3 protein-coding genes are annotated in these 19,243 nt (G+C 62.0%); all 3 read left to right on the forward strand.

What is annotated here, in order from left to right; all coding sequences use genetic code 11:
• Positions 1-22 precede the first annotated feature (22 nt).
• Complete coding sequence (locus F0185_RS26185) at positions 23-17,875, forward strand: hemagglutinin repeat-containing protein (protein WP_167229490.1); 17,853 nt, start codon at positions 23-25, stop codon at positions 17,873-17,875.
• On the forward strand, positions 17,872-18,267 hold the full coding sequence (locus tag F0185_RS26190) for a hypothetical protein (protein WP_167229493.1): 396 nt from the start codon (positions 17,872-17,874) through the stop codon (positions 18,265-18,267). The genes F0185_RS26185 and F0185_RS26190 overlap by 4 nt, the downstream gene beginning before the upstream one ends.
• A gap of 300 nt (positions 18,268-18,567) precedes the next feature.
• The gene (locus F0185_RS26195) at positions 18,568-18,954 is read left to right on the forward strand and encodes a DUF5376 family protein (RefSeq protein ID WP_167229496.1); all 387 of its coding nucleotides are present in this window, start codon (positions 18,568-18,570) and stop codon (positions 18,952-18,954) included.
• Positions 18,955-19,243 lie beyond the last annotated feature (289 nt).

Consider the following 19,243-nt stretch of genomic DNA (forward strand, 5'->3'; position numbering starts at 1 on the left):
TTCAGGCACCCAAGGACCCATCATGAAATCACCCATCCGCCATCTGTTGAGCAAGCAAACCACCCTGACCGCGGCCGAGCGCCTGGTCGCGGAGCAGTTGCTCGAGCCGATCGAGAGCGCCGGCGGCACGCGGCGCACGTGGACGCGGGTGGTGGCCCAAGTGATGATCGTGTTGCAGATCCTGCAGACGGCCCTGGTAGCGGTGCCTGCCAACGCCCAGGTGGTGGCCGCCGGCAATGCCCCGACCGGGCAAAAACCGCTGGTCGATGCCGCCGCCAATGGCGTGCCGATCGTGCTGATCGCGCCGCCGAGCGCGGCCGGTGTGTCGCACAACCGCTATGACCAGTTTAACGTCGGCAAGCAGGGTTTGATCCTGAACAACAGCCGCGAGGCGACCGGCACCCAGCTGGGCGGCATCGTGAATGGCAACATGCAGCTCGGCACCACCAGCGCGCGCATCATTCTCAACGAAGTCACCTCAAGCAACCCATCGCACCTGAATGGCTATATCGAAGTGGCCGGCCAGCGCGCCGACCTGGTCATCGCCAATCCGAACGGCATCCGTTGCGACGGCTGCGGCTTTCTCAACACCGCAGGGCGCGCCACCCTGACCACCGGCACGCCGACGTATAACAGCGCCGGTCAGCTGGACAGCCTGAACGTGCAGCGCGGCGTGATCAGCATCGGCGCCGGCGGCCTGAACGCGAGCAACATGGAACAGCTCGACTTGCTGGCGCGCGGCATCGTGATCGAAGGCGAAATTTCGACCAAGAACCTACAAGCGGTGCTCGGCGCCAACAAAGTCTTGTATGGCACGCTCAAAGCCACCCAGCAAAACGGCAGCGGCAGCGCGCCCAGGTTCGCGATCGATATCGCCGAGCTGGGTGGCATGTACGCCAACCAGATCTACCTGGTCGCGACCGACAAGGGCCTGGGCGTTAACAGCGCCGGCCGGATTGCCGCGCTGGCCGGCAACCTGACGCTGAGCGCGCAGGGCGATCTGACCCTGAAAGACAATTACAGTAAACAAGACGTCGTCCTCGCCAGCACCGGCAAGGTCAACCTGACCGGCGAGACCAACGCCGGGCGGGATGTGCGCATCGCCGCGCCCGACAGCATTGCCATCGCCAAAGGCGGGGTGCTGCGCGCCGAACAAAGCGTGCTGCTGAGCACCCGCCAGATCGACAACAGCGGCAGCGTGATCCAGAAATCGGCGAGCCAGGCACTGGTGCTGGCGGCCGAACGCATCAACAGCAGCGGCAGCATGTATTCGGCCACTGACCTGACCCTGCAAGCGGCGACCATTGACGGCACCGGCGGCGTGTTGCAGGCCGAGCGCGGCCTGAACGTGACGGCCGACAGCATCGCGGTCGACCGGCAGCAGTGGGCGGCCAACGACGCGGTCACGGTCAAGGCAGGCGCGCTGCGCGCCACCAACGGCGTGCTGGCCGCCGGCAGCGCGCTGTCGCTGGACGCCGCGGGCCTGCTCGACGTGCAAGGCAGCAAGCTGAGCGCCACCAAATCGGTCGCACTGCGCGGCCAGGGCGTGCGCAGCGCCGCCGCCACCGTGACGGCGGCCTCGGTCGTGCTCGATGCCGGCAAGGGCAAGCTGGATAATACCGGCGGCGTCCTGTACGCCTCCGAGGCCATGGACGTGCGCGCGAGCGGCATCGACAATACGCGCGGCAAGATCGTGGCGATCGACAAGCTGGCGCTGAACGCCGGCGGCGGCGCGCTCGACAACACGGGCGGCACGGTGGCATCGAACCAGGCGCTGTTTGCCGACGTGGGCAGCATCCGCAACCGCGACGGCACCGTGTCCACCTCCAGCGACCTGGTATTGGATGGCGCCGTCGACAACAACAAAGGCAAGCTGATCACGACCGGCGCCTTCACCTTCGCCGGCAGCGCGTTCGATAACGCCGGCGGCGCCATCCAGGCCGGCAAAGCGGTCGGCTTGCATGCCAGCGGCACGGTCGACAACGCCGGTGGTGTGATCCAGAGCACCGCCGCAGGCGTCACCATCAAAGCCGATCGTCTCGACAATACCAAGGGCACGCTCGGCGCCGTTGGCGACATTGCCATCGACGCGCAACGCCTGCTCGGCGCCAACGGCGACATGAACGCCGGCGGCAAGCTGGCGCTGGCCGGCGCCTCGCTCGACCTGGCCGGTGCCAAACTTGCCAGCGGCGGCACCCTGGCGCTGGCGGCCAGCGACATCGTCGCCACTGCGGCGACCGTGCAAGCCGGGCAGGCCTTGAGCATCAAGGCCAACAACCTGTCCGCCGCCGGCGCCAGCCTGACCTCGGTTGGCACCGTCGACCTGGTCACCAGCGGCGACGCCTCGCTCGACAAGGCGTCGATTGCCGCCAACGGCAACATCAATCTCAACAGCCGTAACCTGAACGCCCAGCAACTGCGTGTGGAAAGCGGCGCCAACGTGGCCGTCAAGGCCGGCCTGGTCGACCTGCGCGACGCAACGCTGTCCGGCGCGCGCGGCTTGACCCTCGATACCGGCAAACTGCTGATGCAGGGCGGCAGCGCCGTTTCCGGCGGTAACCTGAGCATCACCGGCCAGAGCCAGCAGGGCGGAAAACTGTCGGCGGCGGGCGACATCGACATCACCATGGCGCAGCGGCTCGACCTTGCCGGCGGCGCCATGCTGGCCGGCGGCGATATTGCCGCGCAGGCGCAGGGGATCGTCACCGACAAGGCGCAAGTGGGCGCAAAACACATTCTGCTCGACGCCGGGCTGCAAAGCCTGAGCAACGTACAGGGGACGGTCGTGGCCGAATCCGGCGGCGCCACAGGCCGGCCGGCGCTGGTAGTGCGCGGCAATGGCATCGATAACAGCGGCGGTGCACTCTCGTCCGACGCGAATGCCGTGTTCGACGCGAACAAGCAAGTGTTTAACAATACCGGTGGCAATGTTGTGGTGGCCGGCAATTTGGACTTGCTCTCCGGCGCGTTGAAAAACAGTTTCGGCAGCGTCGCCGTCGGCAACAGCATCGTCATGCGCGACAATGATGTCGACAATACCGACGGCCAGCTACGCTCGGGCAAGGATATCGTCATCGACGCCAGCGGCAGGCGCTTCCTCAACGAGCGCGGCCTGGTCGAGGCGCAGGGCGCGATGACCCTCTCGGCAGCCGAACTGAATAACAACGGCGGCAGACTGGCGGCCAACCAGGCCCTGACCCTCGCTGCCGGCACCCTGGACAACAGCGGCGGCACCGTGGCGGCGGGCAAGGATTTATCTCTGAGCGTCAGCGGCGTCATGACCAGCACCAACGGCGCCTTGCGCGCCGGCGGCCCGATCAGCATCAGCGCCGGGCGCCTGGACGCGGCCGGTGCGCGGATCTCGTCGCAAGCGCAGATCGTGATTGCCGCTGACAATGGCATCAACTTGGACCAGGGCGAGATCAAGGCCGGCGGCGGCATCGACCTGTCCGCCTCTGGCGTGCAGGCGAACCGCGCCAGCATCACCAGCAACGGCGCGATCGCCATCAACGGGGGCGACAACGTCAACCTGGGCGGTGCCGACATCAACGCCAATGGCGCGCTGACGGTCAAGGCCGGCAACAGCGCCAGCCTGGCGGGCGCGCAGATGGCGAGCAACGCGACGTTGCAAGTGAGCGCCGCCAGCATCGACGCCGGCGCCAGCCGCCTGTCGAGCGCGGGGGACCTGAACCTGCAAGCCGACGACGGCGCGATCAAGCTGGCCGACAGCGTCGTGACCAGCGGCGCGCGCCTGCGCATCGACGGCGCCGGCATCAACGCCACCAACGCACGCCTGGCATCGAAGGGCGACATCGTGCTCGATACGCGCGGCGAAGACTACCAGGCCGCAGGCAGCGTGCACCGCAGCGAGTCGGGCGGCATCACGGTCAAGGCCAACAATATCCTGGCTGGCGGGCATGCGCTGAACCAGGGTTTCATTGCCAACGGCGATATCAGGCTCGATGCGAAAGGCGTGATCGACACGTCCAACAGCAGCGTTTCGTCGGGCAGTAACATCGTGCTCAACGCCGGCAAGGGCATCAGCACGGCCGGCGGCGCACTGTCCGCGGGCGGCAGCGCCACCTTGTCCGGCACGACCATCGACAATGCCAAGGGCGCGATCGCGGCCAACGGCGCACTGCTGGTCGTGGCGCGCGAAGGCGGCATCGACAACACCGGCGGCAGCATTCTGTCGGGTACACAACTGACGCTGCAAACCCGCACCGGCCTGGACCGCATCGCCGGTAAGCAGGTCGCGGCCGGCGGCGCCACCGACCTGAACAACAAAGGCGGTTCGATCGTGGGCGTGGGTGGGGCCGTCATCAACAGCGGCAGCATCGACAATAGCGGTGGCAAGATTGCCAGCGGCAACAACCTGGTGCTCGACCTCGGCAACAGCGACCTGCGCGGCACCAAGGGCAGCGTGCTCAGCGAAAACGGCTTGACCCTGAACGCGCGCCAGATCGACCTGAGCGGCGCCCAGGTGCGCGCCGGAAAGGGCGTGACCATCTCGGCCGAGCAAATCGTGGCGCAGGGCGCGTCCCTCAGCGCCGCCGGCGGCGACCTGCTGATCGACAGCAAGGGCAGCAGTGTCGACGCCAGCGGTGCGGACATGCTCGCTTCTGGCCTGCTGAGCCTGAAAACCGGCGCGCTCAACCTGGGGCTGGCGAAGCTTTCCAGCGGCGCCGGCACCACCATCGCCAGCGCCGCGCTCGACGCGCGCCAGGCAGGCATCCAGGCCGGCGGCGACATCGTCATCGGCAGCGCGGCAATCAACGCCCAGGATGGGTCGATCGGCGCCGGCGGCAAGCTGGCCGTGAGCGCGACCTCGATCAAGGGCGGCCAGTACTCGGCGTTCAAGGACCTGTCGGTGGTGAGCACCGGCGGCATCGACCTGGGCAAGAGCGCCTTGCCGGGCGCGCAGGGCGGCGCCTTCCTGACGGACGCGGCGTTGTCGGTCAGCTCGCAGGGCCTGATCCTCGACCACGGCCGGGCCATCGGCAAGAACGTCACGCTCGACGTCGGCAACGGCGCGCTGAGCAATCGCGGCGGCGTCATTCTCGCCACCGACAGCGCGGCTAGCGCGCCGGCGCTCACGCTGGTCAGCAATGGCCTGGACAGCATGGGCGGCAGCATCGTCAGCAATGGCGACCTGGTCATCAACAGCGGCAACGGTACGCTGGACAACAGCAAGGGCAACATCGGCGCCCTGCGCACGCTCGACGTCAAGGCCGGCAATGCCGCTAACGCGGGCGGCAGCATGGTGGCCAATACCGCGCTGACGATGCAAGTGCAAGCGCTCGACAACCAGGCCGGCAAGATCCAGGCCGGGACCAGCCTGAACCTCAAGGCGGGCGATATCGATAACCGCGCCGGCACCCTGGCCGGCGGCAGCGGCGTCGAGCTCACTGCCGGCAAGGTCGACAGCAGCGCCAAGGCGCTGATCGGCAGTAACGGCAACGTGACCTTGCACACCAAGGGATTGAACAACAACGACAGCCAGATCACGGCAGGCGGCACGCTGGCCATCGATGCCGGCCCGGCCGGCGCGATCAGCAACGTCAAGGGCCAGATCAACACCGACGGCGCCATGACCTTGGCCAGCGCGGGCGACCTGGACAACAGCGGCGGCAATATCGCGGCCGGCAAGGACATCGGACTGACTGTCAAAGGCGCGCTGCTCAATCGCGCCGGCGCGATCCAGGCGGGCGGCGACATGCTGCTCTCGGGTACGAAAGGCATCGACAACGATGCCGGCAAGATCATCGCCAACGGCGCGCTCGGCATCGACGGCGCTGCGCTGACCACCAAAAAAGGCTTGATCAGCACGGGCAAGGACCTGACGGTCGATGTCAAGACACTCGGCGGCGCGCTCGATAACGCGGGCGGCCAGATCCAGGCCAGCGGCAAGGCCAGCATTGCGGCCAAGGGCGTTGGCAACGTGGATGGCATTCTCATCGCCAACCAGGAACTGATGCTGGACACCGGTAAAGCGCTGCTCGACAACCGCAACGGCATCGTGCAAAGTGCCAAGGCATCGGTCGCGATCAAGGCCGGCGACATCGCCAGCCAAGGCGCGGACAGCGCCATCGTGGCGGCAACCGACCTGACCATTACCGGCGACAAGATCGACAGCGGCAAAGGGCTGATCAGCGCGGGCAAGGACTTGTCGCTGATCGCCCAGGGCGCGCTGAACAACGCGCAAGGCCGCATCACGGCCGGCGCCAACGCGACCGTGCAGGGCAAGGGCATCGACAACAAGGCGGGGCTGATCAGCGCCGGCAAGACGCTGACGGTGCAGGCCGGCAGCGGCGCCCTGGTCAACAGCGGCGGCAACATCCTGGCGGGCGAGTCGCTCAAGCTTGGCGCCGCCGGCGTACAGAACCTGGGCGGCACGCTCGCCTCGAACGGCGACCTGAACCTGGCGACCGAGAACAGCGGCACGCTCGACAACAGCGCCGGCACCATCCGCAGCGCGCAGGGCAGTGTCGGCCTGACGGGCGGCGAGGTGCGCAATGGCGCCATCGGCTCCGGCACACCCGCCGCCGGCGGCCTGATCGCGGCTGAAAAGGACGTGACCATCGTCGCCAACGGCGCCGTGCTCAATCGCGACGGCAGCATCCTGGCGGCCAACAAGCTGAGCATCCAGGCCAGCGGCGCGCTGGATAACAATAATGGCGAACTGACCGGCGCGAACGCGCTGGGCGTGGTCGCCAACGGCATCACGTCGGTGAACGGTTCCATGCTCAGCAACGGCGAACTGACTGCCAACGCAGGCAAGGGCGCCTTCGACAACCGCAAGGGCCTCATTTCGGGCGGCGGCAACACCAAGGTCAATGCGGCCGGCAAATTCGACAATACCGACGGCAAGATCACGACCGGCGCCAACCTGGTCGCCAGCACCGGCGCCTTCGACAATGTGGGCGGGCTGATCAGCGCGCAGGGTGGCGCCAGCCTCATCACCGCCGCCTTCGACGGCCGCAAGGGCGAGGTCATCGGCCAGCAAGCGCTGACCATCAACACCCAAGGTGCGCGTTTCGACGGCTCGGACGCACGCTTTGCCAGCAATGGCGAGCTCAGTCTGCTCACCGGCGACGCCGTTTTGACCGGCAGCACGATTGCCGCCGGCGACAGCTTCGCTATCCAATCCTCGGGCGCCAACACGCGCCTGGACGCCGACGGCATCAAGATCGCCGTCACCAAGAACATCAGCATGACGGGCGCGGATGTGGCCCTGAACGGCAGCAATCTGCAAGCGGGCAACACGATTACCGTGGGCGGCGTCAACGTCGGCCTGAACCAGGCGGTACTGGCGGCCAACACGGCCGTGAACATCAACGGCGCCGATGTGCAGGCTGTTGCCATCGACATCCGCACGCAGGGCGATATTTCGCTTCAAGCGGTCAATACGCTCGACTACCGCTTCGGGCAGTTCGCGGCGGGCAATAACGCCGCCATCTACGGCGGCGGCCTGGTGGCTACCTCCAACGCCAAGCTGGCGGCCGGCAAGCGCCTCTCGTTCGGCATGGGCCAGGCAGTCGACTTCAGCACCCTCGACTTTACCTATCAGTTCGGCACCGACCTGCTGGTGCAAGCCATCGGGATTCGTACCGGCGGCGTGGCGATCAGCGGCGACAACCTGTTCTTCAACGCCGGCAGCGGCGTGCTCGACAATGCCGCCGGCACCCTGTCGGCCACGGGCGTGATCGAATTCAAGGCGAGCGGCATGATCAACAGCGGCGGCCTGATCGCGGCGGACCACCTGGTCTCGCTCGACGCGGGCACGGGCGCGCTGATCAACGATGGCGGCACCATTGCCAGCGCCGACGGCAAGATCGGCATCAGCGGCAGCGACCTGCTCAACAAGAACGGCGGCAACATTACCGCCGCCGAGTCGGTGAACGTATCGGTCATCGGCCTGGCCGACAATTCCGGCGGCAACATCGTGTCTGATGGCGAAGTGAGCCTGTACGGCGGCACCCTGGTCAGCAACAAGGGCAATATCGTCAGCAACAAGGACAAAGTGACCGTCAATGTCCGCACCTTCGACAACGATGGCGGCACGGTCAGCGCCAAAACGGCGCTCGATGTCAGCGCCACCCTGGATGTGAGCAACAAGGGCGGCAGCCTGATCGCGGGCACTGACGCAACCATCATCGCCAAGAATGGCGTGAACAACAACGGTGGCGTGATTGGCGCCGCCGACAAGGTAGTGCTGACCAGCAGCACCGGCACCCTGGTCAACCAGGGTGGCACGATCCAGAGCGACAAGGCGACCGTCGAGATCGACGCCGCCAAGGGCATCTGGAACCAGAAGGGCGACATTTACGGCCTGACCGGTGTGCAAGCCACGACCGACGCCGACCTGCTGAACATGCAGGGCGGGCGCATCGCCAGCGAAGGCGAGGTCAAGCTGAGCAGCCTGAAGGGCAAGCTGGACAATACGGATGGCGTGGTCAGCTCGGCTACCAAGCTGATTGTGGCGGGCAAGGATGTCAACAATGCCGGCGGCGTGCTGTCGGGATTGGCGTCCACCAAGGTGACTGCCGACAGCGTCAACAACAATGCCGGCGTGATCGAAGCGGGCAAGGGCGGCATCGTCATCACGGCCAAGACGCTCACCAACGACAACAGCGGCAGCGAGCGCGGAATTGTCAGCCAGGGCGACATCACGATCTCGGGCGGCAGCGTCAAGCAAAACGCCGGCTATATCGGCGCTGACGGCAAGCTGAGCATCGACGGCAGCAGCATCGACAATACCGGCGGCTCGACCATGCTGGCCATGAAAGAGCTGAGCCTGACGGGCTCGGTGGGCATCAACAACCAGGACGGCAATATCAAGTCGGCGCTCGATACCACGCTCAAGGCGCCGGTACTCAATAACATTGGCGGCACGGTCTTTGCGAACAACAACCTGGTGCTTGATGTGGCGGCGGTCGACAATAGCAACACCAACAACGGCGCGTTCGACAAGGGCTTGCTGGCATCGAACACGGTGACAGTGAATGCGGCCACGGTGGGCAACGCGAACGGCGCGATTGTCGCGCTGAAGAACCTGAAGGTCACTGGCACGGCCAGCATCGACAACAGCGGCGGGCAGTTGAGTGGAGAAGCGGTCACCATCGACACGGCCGACTTCATCAACACGGGCGGGCGCGCCGATGCGACCACCGTGTTGACGGCGCACATGGCGAAATTCAGCGCCAACGGCGTGATGGCCTCGACCGGCACCCTGAAACTGGCGATGGATGGCGATTACACCAACCTCGGCACGGTGGCGGCCGAGAACAATCTGGAGATTGTTCTTAACAACGGCAAGTACACGAATAAGGGCACGATCAGCGCGGCCAAGGATTTGAGTTTGTCGGCCAATGAGTTCAATAACTACGGCTCGATCAGCGCGACCAATACGACGCTGAACGTCGGTGGCTTTACCAACTACGGCTCGGCGGTGGTCAATTCGATCGGCAATACGACCATCAACGCGACCAATACGGTCAATAACGGGCGCATTTACGGCGGTAACGTCGTGATGGGCGGCACGGTGTCGAACGAGGCGACTGCCACTATCGGCGCGCGCGAGACGCTTACCATGAGCGGAATGTTGGTCAACAAGCCGGGCGCGAACGTGATCAGCCTGGGCAATATGCAGTTGGGCAGCGTGGTCAATGCCGGCGCACGGATTGAATCGGGCGGTAATCTCAATATTACCGGTACGCTGAAAAACCTGAACTGCGTCAACGGTGGCGGCGGCAATGGACAGGGCGCATCCGACTGCGGTACGTATGGCTTGGAAGGCGGGATTGGATTCCAGGATCAAACGACCGTCGAGGCGGTCAACCGCGTCACCATTACGCCCAAAGACACAAACAATGAGTACGACCTCAACCAGTTGTCGTATTACACCGACGATCAGCACTACTATATTCATCCGAGTGCGTTGCACAGCAAGATAGAGGACTACACCAAGAAGACGACTGATACGAGGACCACGGTTGCATCGGTGCTGACAAAATCGAATGCGGGTCTGGTGACGGCAGCCGGCAATATTTCGGCGGGGAGTGCCGTCAATATCGATAGCCAGATTGTTGCTGGTGGAAATGTTGGTATTGGCGGTGGTGCGGAAGTTGGCAATGGCGTGGTCAAAACCCCAGGCGATAGCGTCAATATCTCGACCCAGGGAACGAAACAGGTCACTTTCGCAGGTACAAAATACTCAACCACGGTGGAGAGTTCGGGGATCAGTGGTGGCCACAAGCGGAAGTATGGTCCTGAGCAGGTTTTCCAGGATGTCGGGGCAACGATCTCGATCGATGTTGCTGGCGTGCTCTACGATAGTGGTGGAGCGGCACCGGCACCAGCCGCCCCAGCGGATACCGTTATTGCTCCTGCAGAAGCTGCAAAGGTCGTCAGCGTCCTCGGATATGGTGTCAACGGCAATCTTGTCCCGAGTACTGGTAATACCACGGCGGGCGATGCGGCTGCGATCAAGACAAGTACCGTGGTCGTCTACCAGACGGGCAATACGGTAGGCGGCGTCAATGTTGGCGCGGTCAATACCGCCGCTCCTGTGCAGGGCGTCGCCACGCAGGGGGTGACGGCTGGCGCTGCGCCTTCGATCGACACCACTGTCGCCGCTGGCGGCACCCAGGTCGGCCCGCAAGTTGCCGGGACCGGCGGCGGGGCCGCTCCGGTCACTACCGACGCGCAGAAGACCGGCAGCGGCGGCGCAGCGGGCGTCACCCTCGGCACGGGTGCGCAGCCAGTGGTCCAAGGCCAGGTGGCAGGCAACGCCTTGCCCGGCAGCGTCATCGCGGGCAATGCACGCGCAGCGCAGCAGACGGCCATCGGCGACCTGACGACCTCGTTCGCCAGGTTTGCCGCCGCCCGTCCCGTGACGGTGGCGGCGAAGACCGTCGCCGGTGCTGCCGGCTCCGACCCAACATATATCAACGGCCGCGCCATCGATCCGAAGGTACCGAACGTCACGCTCACCAGCAACGCGGACTGGAAGGCGCCGACGGGCAATCTGTTCTCGCTGAAACCAGGGGAGGGCGCCGGCTACCTGGTCGAAACCGACCCGCTGTTTACCGACAAGAACAAGTGGACCGGCAGCGATTACTTCCTGACCCAGCTCGGCCTCGATCCGCAGCGCACCCTGAAGCGCTACGGCGACGGCTTCGTGGAGCAGCGCGCGTTTGCCGACCAGCTGATGAATATCACCGGCCGCAACAAGCTGTCGGGCTATGAGAACAACGAAAAGGCGTTCACGGCGCTGATGGATTCGGGCGTCGCTTACGCCAAACAGTACCAGTTGACCCCAGGCGTGGCGCTGTCCGAACAGCAGATGGCCCAGCTGACCACCGATATCGTGTGGCTGCAGGAGGAAACCGTCACCCTGCCGGACGGTAGCACCACCATAGCGCTGGTGCCGCAGGTCTACCTGCGCCGTCCGCAACAGGGCGACCTGTCGACCGGCGGCGCGCTGATTGCCGGCGACAACGTCACCATCCGCAACCAGAATGGCGGCATCAGCAACAGCGGCACCGTCCTGGCCGGTTACGCCAACGCGAAGCCGACCGACAAGTACGGCACCGTTACGCTCGACGCCAAGGATGTGACCAATCGCGGCACGATCGCGGGCAATGTGATCAATATCAAGGCGACCAACGATATCGCCAATATCGGCGGGCGCATTGCAGGCTTGTCCAACAAGGGTGTCGACGGCAGCGCCGCCGATGACAGCCGCGTGACGCTCAGTGCCGGCCGCGACATTACCGTGGCCAGCACGACGCAGACGCGCAGCATCGATACCGTCGGCAACAACGGCACCAGCACCTCGAGCCGCACCAACATCGACCGCGTTGCGACGATTGCTGGCGGCAATGTGCTGATTGATGCCAAAGGCAATTTCACGGCCCGCGCTGCGCAGGTCGACGTTGGCGCCAATCTGAGTGTATTGGCCGGCAAGAACATCGATATTGCCGGTGTAGCGGAGAAACACACACTATTCGTGCCGCTGGGTGGCAACACCAAGGGGCGGACCGGTTATACCAACGAGGCCAGCGTGACCAACATCGGCAGCAATCTGACTGCCGGGAACAATATCGCCATCAGGGCGGGCGGCGACGCCACGCTCAGCGGCAGCAGGGTTGAAGCGGCCAACGATGTGGGCATCAGCGGCGCCAACGTTGCCATTTCCGCAGTAAAGGACCGCACGTTCATCGATGCGCAAACGGCCAGCCGCAAGCGCTATGACCGCATCATGACGGACGACGAAACGCTGAGCGGCGGTATCGTTCGCGCCAACCAGAACGTCACCATCAGCGCCACCGGCACGCCGACGGGCGCAATTGACAAGGACGGCAAGCCGGTCGCCGGGGTCGACACCGGCAATCTGGTCCTGAACGCGGGCAATGTGTCAGCGCTGGAAGGCACGGTCACGCTGCTGGCCAATAACGATGTGAAGATCCAGACGGTCACGACCCAGCATGACAGCCTGAACGACAGCTACAGCAAGAGCGGCAACATGGTCAAGAGCAAGACGACGACCAGTTCCAGTACAGCGAGCGCGCAGCAGGCGCAGGGCAGCAGTATCGAAGGCAGCAGCATCGCCATCGTTGCCGGCAACGGCAAGGACGCGGTGGGGAACGTGAATGTGATCGGCTCGTCGGTACTTGCCGACAAAAACCTGAGCGTCAAGGCGGGCGCGGACATCAACGTCCTGGCCGCGACCAGCACGGGTACCTACAGCGCGGCGACAACGGTCAAGCAGTCGGGCTTGTCTGGCGCGAAGAACGGCATTGGCTTCAGTGCCGGATCGTCGACCGTGAAAACCCGTGAAGACGGCACGCATGTCAACCAGAGCGACACCGGCAGCGTGCTCAGCTCCACCGGCGGCAACATATCCCTGATTGCTGGGAAGAATGCAACCATTGCCGGTAGCGACCTGATCGCAGGACGCCCGGATATCGCTAGCACCACGCTCAACGGGAACATCGATATCACGGCGCAGAACATCGCCATCATTCCCGGGAAGGACAAGGTCCACCAGACCAGTGCGGTCGATACGGCATCGAAGAGCGTCGGCATGGCCCTGGTGGGCACGCCGCTCGATACGATGCGCAACCTGAAGGACATCAAGAAAAACGACAGCAAGTTCGGCCGTGTCAACGGCACGCTGTCCGAACTGGCCGACAGCAGCCTGACCGCGCCGCAAGTGGCGGTCACTTTCGGCAAGAGCAAGACCAGCAGCAGCACGGTACATGATGCCGAGACCCAGTCCGGCAGCGGCCTGACCGCAAGCGGCAATATTCGCCTCACGGCCACCGGCAACGGTGTGGCGGGGGCGAATGGCAAGCCGCTTGACGGCGACATTCTGGTCAGCGGTTCGACAATCACCGGCGGCGGCATTGTCAAGCTGAGCGCGGAGCGCAACGTGACGGTGGAGGCTTCGACCGACCACAGCCGCGACAGCAGCGCGGCCACGGCAAACTCGTCGAGCTTCAGCCTGGCCGGGCCGAGCCTGGGCGACTTGACGCGGTCGATCAATGGCGGGCCGAACAACGGTGGCGTGACCATGTCGCCATACAACCAGAAACGCAGCAGCGACAGCGGTGATGAAACAAGCACCAGGCAGAAAGCCAGCCTGATCAACGGCAACAGTGTTGAACTGGTCAGTAACAAGGGCGATATCCTGGTCAAGGGCAGTGGTGTGACGGCCAAAGGCGATATTGCGCTGACCGCAAAGGACGGCAAGATCGACATCGTCAGCGGCCAGGACGGTACCGTGCTCAAGGAAGCGCACAGCACCATGCAGTTGGGCGACCTGGGCGGCAATGGTTCGGCCAACACCGTCGGCGTCAAGCGCAGCAACGACACGCTCGATACGCGCAAGGACCAGCAGAACACCATCCGCAGCGGGATTGCTGCGGGCGGCAACCTGGCCATGACGGCGAAAGACGACGTCGCCGTGCGCGGCAGTGACTTGCGTGCCGAAGGCAACGTGGACATCAAAGGCAAAAACGTCATTTTGGACCCGGGCGTGGATCAGGTCAGCACCAAGGCGGCCAACCAGAGCAGCCAGTTCGGCGTGACGGTGGCGCTGTCCGGGTATGCGATGGACGCGGCCAATGCCATCAAGCAGGCTGCTGCCGCGCACGATCAACAGGGTAACGACAAGCTGGCCGGGATTTACGCGCTGAAGGCGGCCCTTACCGTTGCAAACGGCACCGGCATGACTGGCTCGACGCCTGCAGGTGCCAGCGGCACCGGTACCGGCACCGGCACCGGTACCGGCACCGGCACCGGCACCGGCACCGGCACCGGCACCGGCATGGACGGTGTTGTGGCTTTCTCCACGGTGACCCAGGCGTCGTCGCCGAGCCAGGCGACCATCAAGGCAACGGTGAGCGTTGGCGGCGGCAGCAGCGACAGCACGACGAATAACAGCGCCTTGCAGAACAAGGGCAGTAGCGTCAGCGCGGGGCAGAACCTGAGCATCACTGCCACCGGCGACGGCAGCAAGGATGCCGATGGCAAGGCCTTGAACGGCGACATCACTGCGCATGGCGCTGTATTGGGCGGCAAAGACGTGACCCTGGAAGCGGCACGCAACATCACGCTGGCCAGCGCGCAGGACACCAGTGCCAACGACAGCAAGAACGCCAGCCATAACGCATCCATTGGCGTGGGCTTCGGGCTAGGCGGCACCCAGAACGGCTTTACGCTGGAGCTGGCGGCGGGGCAGTCGCGTGGCAATGCCAACGGCAACGCCACGACCAACCAGAATACGAACGTCACGGCAAGCAATGTCCTGACCGTCAAGAGCGGCAAGGACACCACCCTGGACGGCGCCCAGGTCAAGGGCGACAAGGTGGTGGCCAATATCGGCGGCGACTTGAACATTGTCAGCGTGCAGGATATCGACAACTACAAGAGCCGCGAGACGAGCAGCGGGGCGAGCGTGAGCATTTGCGTGCCGCCGTTCTGCCTGGGGTCCAGTTCGGGCAGCGTGAACGTGGCCAGGTCGACCATCGACAGCACGTTCGCGGGCGTGAACCAGCAGTCCGGCATGTACGCCGGTACGCAGGGTTTCGACGTGACGGTCAAGAAAAATACCAACCTGGTCGGTGGGGTGATTGCCAGTGCCGCCGGCGCCGACAAGAACAAGCTGACCACGGGCACGCTGACGCAGTCGGACCTGAATAACGCGGCCAGCTACGACAGCGACAGCTTGAATCTGTCGTACAGCAGCGGTGCGAGCGCCGGCAGCACGATCAAGAGCAACATTGCGGGCAACCTGACCCCAGCCCAACGGGACAATGCCGCAAGTACGACGAAGAGCGCCATCGGTGCAGGTACGGTTGTCATTACGGACGACAAGGGTCAGTTGGCAGCGACCGGGACGAGCGCGAGCGATACCGTCGCTGGCCTGAATCGGGACACGGCGAACAGCGCCGGTACGATCGACAAAATCTTCGATCTAAAGCAACTGCAAAGCGAGCGGGAGATCACCAAGGCGCTGACCGATATGGCGAAGCAAGTTGCGCCATTGATTGCGAAGAAGGTGGGCGACATCGGAGCGCAACAGGTTGACGATGCGCAAACGCTTGCCGGACAGTACTTGCGACAGGCAGACAATGCCACTGCGAACAACGACCCGGTTGCGGCGGCTGCCTTTACAGCCAAGGCCAATGACGCGCTGACAACGGCGGCGAACTGGGGCGACAACGGACTCTATCGTGTCGGCCTGCACACGGCGACCCAGGGAATTGTTGGCGGCATCACGGGTGGAGCCAGCGGTGCGCTAGGCAATGGCGCTGGTGTCATTGGCGGTAACCTGGGCCAGCAAGTTGGCGAGGCGAGCGGCGAAGCCGCGGCGGACAAGCTCGGCCTGGTCCTGGGCTCGCCGGAACGGGCTAGCTTTGTGAATGCCTATCAGGAAACTGGCGCGGCGATTGGTGGGGCGCTGGTGGGGGCCGCAGCAGCGGCGGCGAATGGGGCGGATGGCAACAGCACCCTGCTTGCGGGCCTGCAGGGAGGTTTCACCGCTGAAATGATCGACGCAAATAACCGTCAGTTGCATCCTGGTGATAAGAAAATTGCTGCAAAACTGGCCCAACTCAGCGGTGGCCGTTATACCGAAAAGGAAATTCAAGAAGCGCTTCGATATGGCGGTTTGAAAGACCAAAACGGGGTCCTCGTCAGGTACGAGGGGTTTCAGGAGACGTTTGTAAATGGTCTGAATATACAGGATGGCCAAACGATCCAGCAGGTATCAAATGCCGACCCATCGATCGTTTTGCGAAAAATGGACAACACGGTTGTGATGGAAGCACCGCCAACGCGTCCTGACAATGCACTGATTTCGTTTATTAAATCCTATACAGGAGGTGCAGCCAGTCCCTACGTGCTAACACTTGGACCGGTGTATTTCGACCCATTGTCGTTGCCCCCTCCGCCAGAAGGACTAACTCGCGTAACAATGACTGTTGATGGTGTGGCGTATCACCCGCTGTTGGGTACATGTCCAGCCGTCAATTGTACTGCAGGTGATTCGATCGCCCGCGCAATCCAGGATCCATCAACAGCGGCATACCTAGAAGCTGCTGAGCGCGCGGCGGAAAAACGGATAGAAATTGCCAGTACTGTACTCGGCGTTGTCGCTGCCGCTGCCCGTGCTGCCCGCGCTCTGGCCGCTTTCTGGAAGGCGTCAAGCGCTGCTACTCGCGTTGCCGAAGTGGCGATTCCGGCAGAAGCGGGACTTGCTAACGCTGTTACCGCAGACACGAAATTGGGGCCAGGAAGCAAAGCAGGTGAGACGGTCGCAGACGCATGTTGTTGCTTCCCGGCTGGAACGCCTGTGGTTTCTGCGTCTGGAACAGTACCAATCGAGCAGATCAAGGTGGGCCAGTTGGTCTATGCCCGAAATTCCGATACTGGAGCGACTGAGCTCAAGCCAGTGACGCAATTGATGGTGACCAAGGCAAAACCGCTATATAGGCTGGTGACGCAGGACCCCCGTGGCGTTAACGAAAGCATGGACGTCACTGATAATCATCCTTACTGGGTAAAAGGTAAAGGATGGGTTGACGCCATCAATCTCGAACTGGGTATGGAACTCGAAAGTCTTCAGCATGGTAAGCTAACAGTGCAGTCGCTAACTACCGTGGGACGTTCTGAAGTAACATATAATTTTACTGTTGCGGATTTCCATACCTATTTTGCGGGAAAGCAAAGTGCGTTTGTTCATAATTGTTCGCAAAAATGTACGGGAGCAAATGGGGGAGCTGTTACTAGTTCGACTGCAAACACGTCGATTCCTGACATTCTGCTGCCTGATGCGCCTGTAGGAAGTGGTGCGCGCCCTGCTGGCTCGTCAGGAATTGGGTATGATGGTTACGCACCACCGGCGAGTTTCACACCTAATGCGCAAGGGACTATGCGGTTAGGAAATAGCTCCGTGGATGTTCACTTACTCGATGAAGGTGGCTTAACTCAAGGAAAGAACATTTATGGCACTCATGATATGGCGGCCTTCAAAGATGCCTTGGTCAAGAATGGCGGAACGGAGGTTAGTTCTACGAAGGTTCCCGGTACCGATGGAATTTACGAAGTGAAATATAATCTTCCTGGGAAAGCCGAGACTACCAAAACTGTATTTGATCCCAAGGTTTATACTCCGACTGACATGGCAAGCATGGCGCGCTCAGCTAGTCAATCTGCCATTAATCAGGCGACCGTTACAGGTGTGACTGGACCGGTCACGGTGAGGGTTGGGGGGTTAGAATGGAAAGTTATCGTTAGTCCAGGGGTAAATGGAGTTCTGAACGTGAAAACAGCCTATCCGATTGGAGGAGCAGTATGGCCATGAAAATCTACAAATACGCTTATGGAAATGAGAAACTCCATCAGCTATTAAATTTTTCACTATCGATTGTGGTGTCGGATGATTTGCATTTCTTTGAGATGCCTGGCATGAATTTGGTGCTGGACCTGCTTTTTAAAAACCGGTCAGCCGGACACCAAGCTTGCGTCGAATTTGATTTCTTGCCAAACGGAAAAGATCTGCCAGTTGACTTTGTGGTTGTCAGCTACCGCGATTGTGAGCCGGGTGATGAGGAGGCTGCGCTGTACACCTATGATGAGTTTGGAAAAGGACTTTACGATGAACTCATGAGGCAGAGCGAAAGTGACCCAGCGCGACGAGAAAAAGCAAGCAAGCTCATTCAAAAATTTGAGCTTGGAAAATACGCGAATTGCTGAGGCGAGCGGCGCATAGGATCAGCGCGGATAAACGTACACCAGCGAAGCAGTGAGGTAACCTGAGTTTCGTGGATACTTCCATTTGACAAAGTTGTCAAAGGAAGTGAACTTATGTGTTATGTCTCGCCTGGTCATAAACACGTTTAATAAATAAATCTGGGCCGTTTTTTCTATTCCTTGAATTGGCGTTTTGCATCCAATCGACGAAGCAACGGTCTTGCATTTCGATACGACCCCGTTAGCTAAATTTCAGAGTGGCTCAATCTAAAATTACGGCCATGCCTATTTTAAAGATATACAATGAAGCTAATTTTCTCTTGGTTGGAAGATTCAGAATTTATTTTTCCATTATGTGCGTCGGATTCGTCGGGTAAAGGCGGTGTAAGCGCTGTCTCTTGCCTGTTAATGGATTGCGGTGGACAAAGGTACTTATCTACAATTCCTTGGATTGACGAAGGCATAAGCCGGATTATTGCTGTCAAAAATTTGGAATTGGAACATGCGTATTGGAGTCGTGAAGCATGGGGGGCTAATATCAAAAATCATCACGCCAAGATCTATTCTCTACATGACGATAGCTATTTCGAAGTGATAGGTAGCCATGAGCTGATGTTAATCTTGGTGGCTTGGAAAGAATTTCTTTGTTCCGGCGTGCAGTTGAAAATTCAGAAAGAAATTGAGATATGATTGCGACAATGAATGGCATTGCCAGAACTTGTTACACCTCTAACATTTATACAGTACTTAGCTGTAGCAACGTCACCGACTAGACTGGCGGCAATTACTGGCCCAATGTCGTTTTGAGTGGAAGTTGACTTCGGCTACCATGTCGGCTACCGCTGTGAATGCCTGATGTCGTCGTGATCGGCCCGGAACAGGGTCAAGGGCGGGCCGCGCGAAGCGCGGCTCGGCGAAGCGAACCCTTGACGCTGTGCAGGGCCAATACGCTGGGGCATGGCCGTCGACCTGGCATGCC

This window comes from Massilia rubra, assembly GCF_011682065.1.
GTDB lineage: Bacteria > Pseudomonadota > Gammaproteobacteria > Burkholderiales > Burkholderiaceae_D > Telluria_A > Telluria_A rubra.

Coding starts and splice junctions, on each gene's coding strand:
- F0185_RS26185 (WP_167229490.1), top strand. CDS start 23: ATGAAATCACCCATCCGCCATCTGTTGAGCAAGCAAACCACCCTGACC.
- F0185_RS26190 (WP_167229493.1), top strand. CDS start 17,872: ATGAAAATCTACAAATACGCTTATGGAAATGAGAAACTCCATCAGCTA.
- F0185_RS26195 (WP_167229496.1), top strand. CDS start 18,568: ATGAAGCTAATTTTCTCTTGGTTGGAAGATTCAGAATTTATTTTTCCA.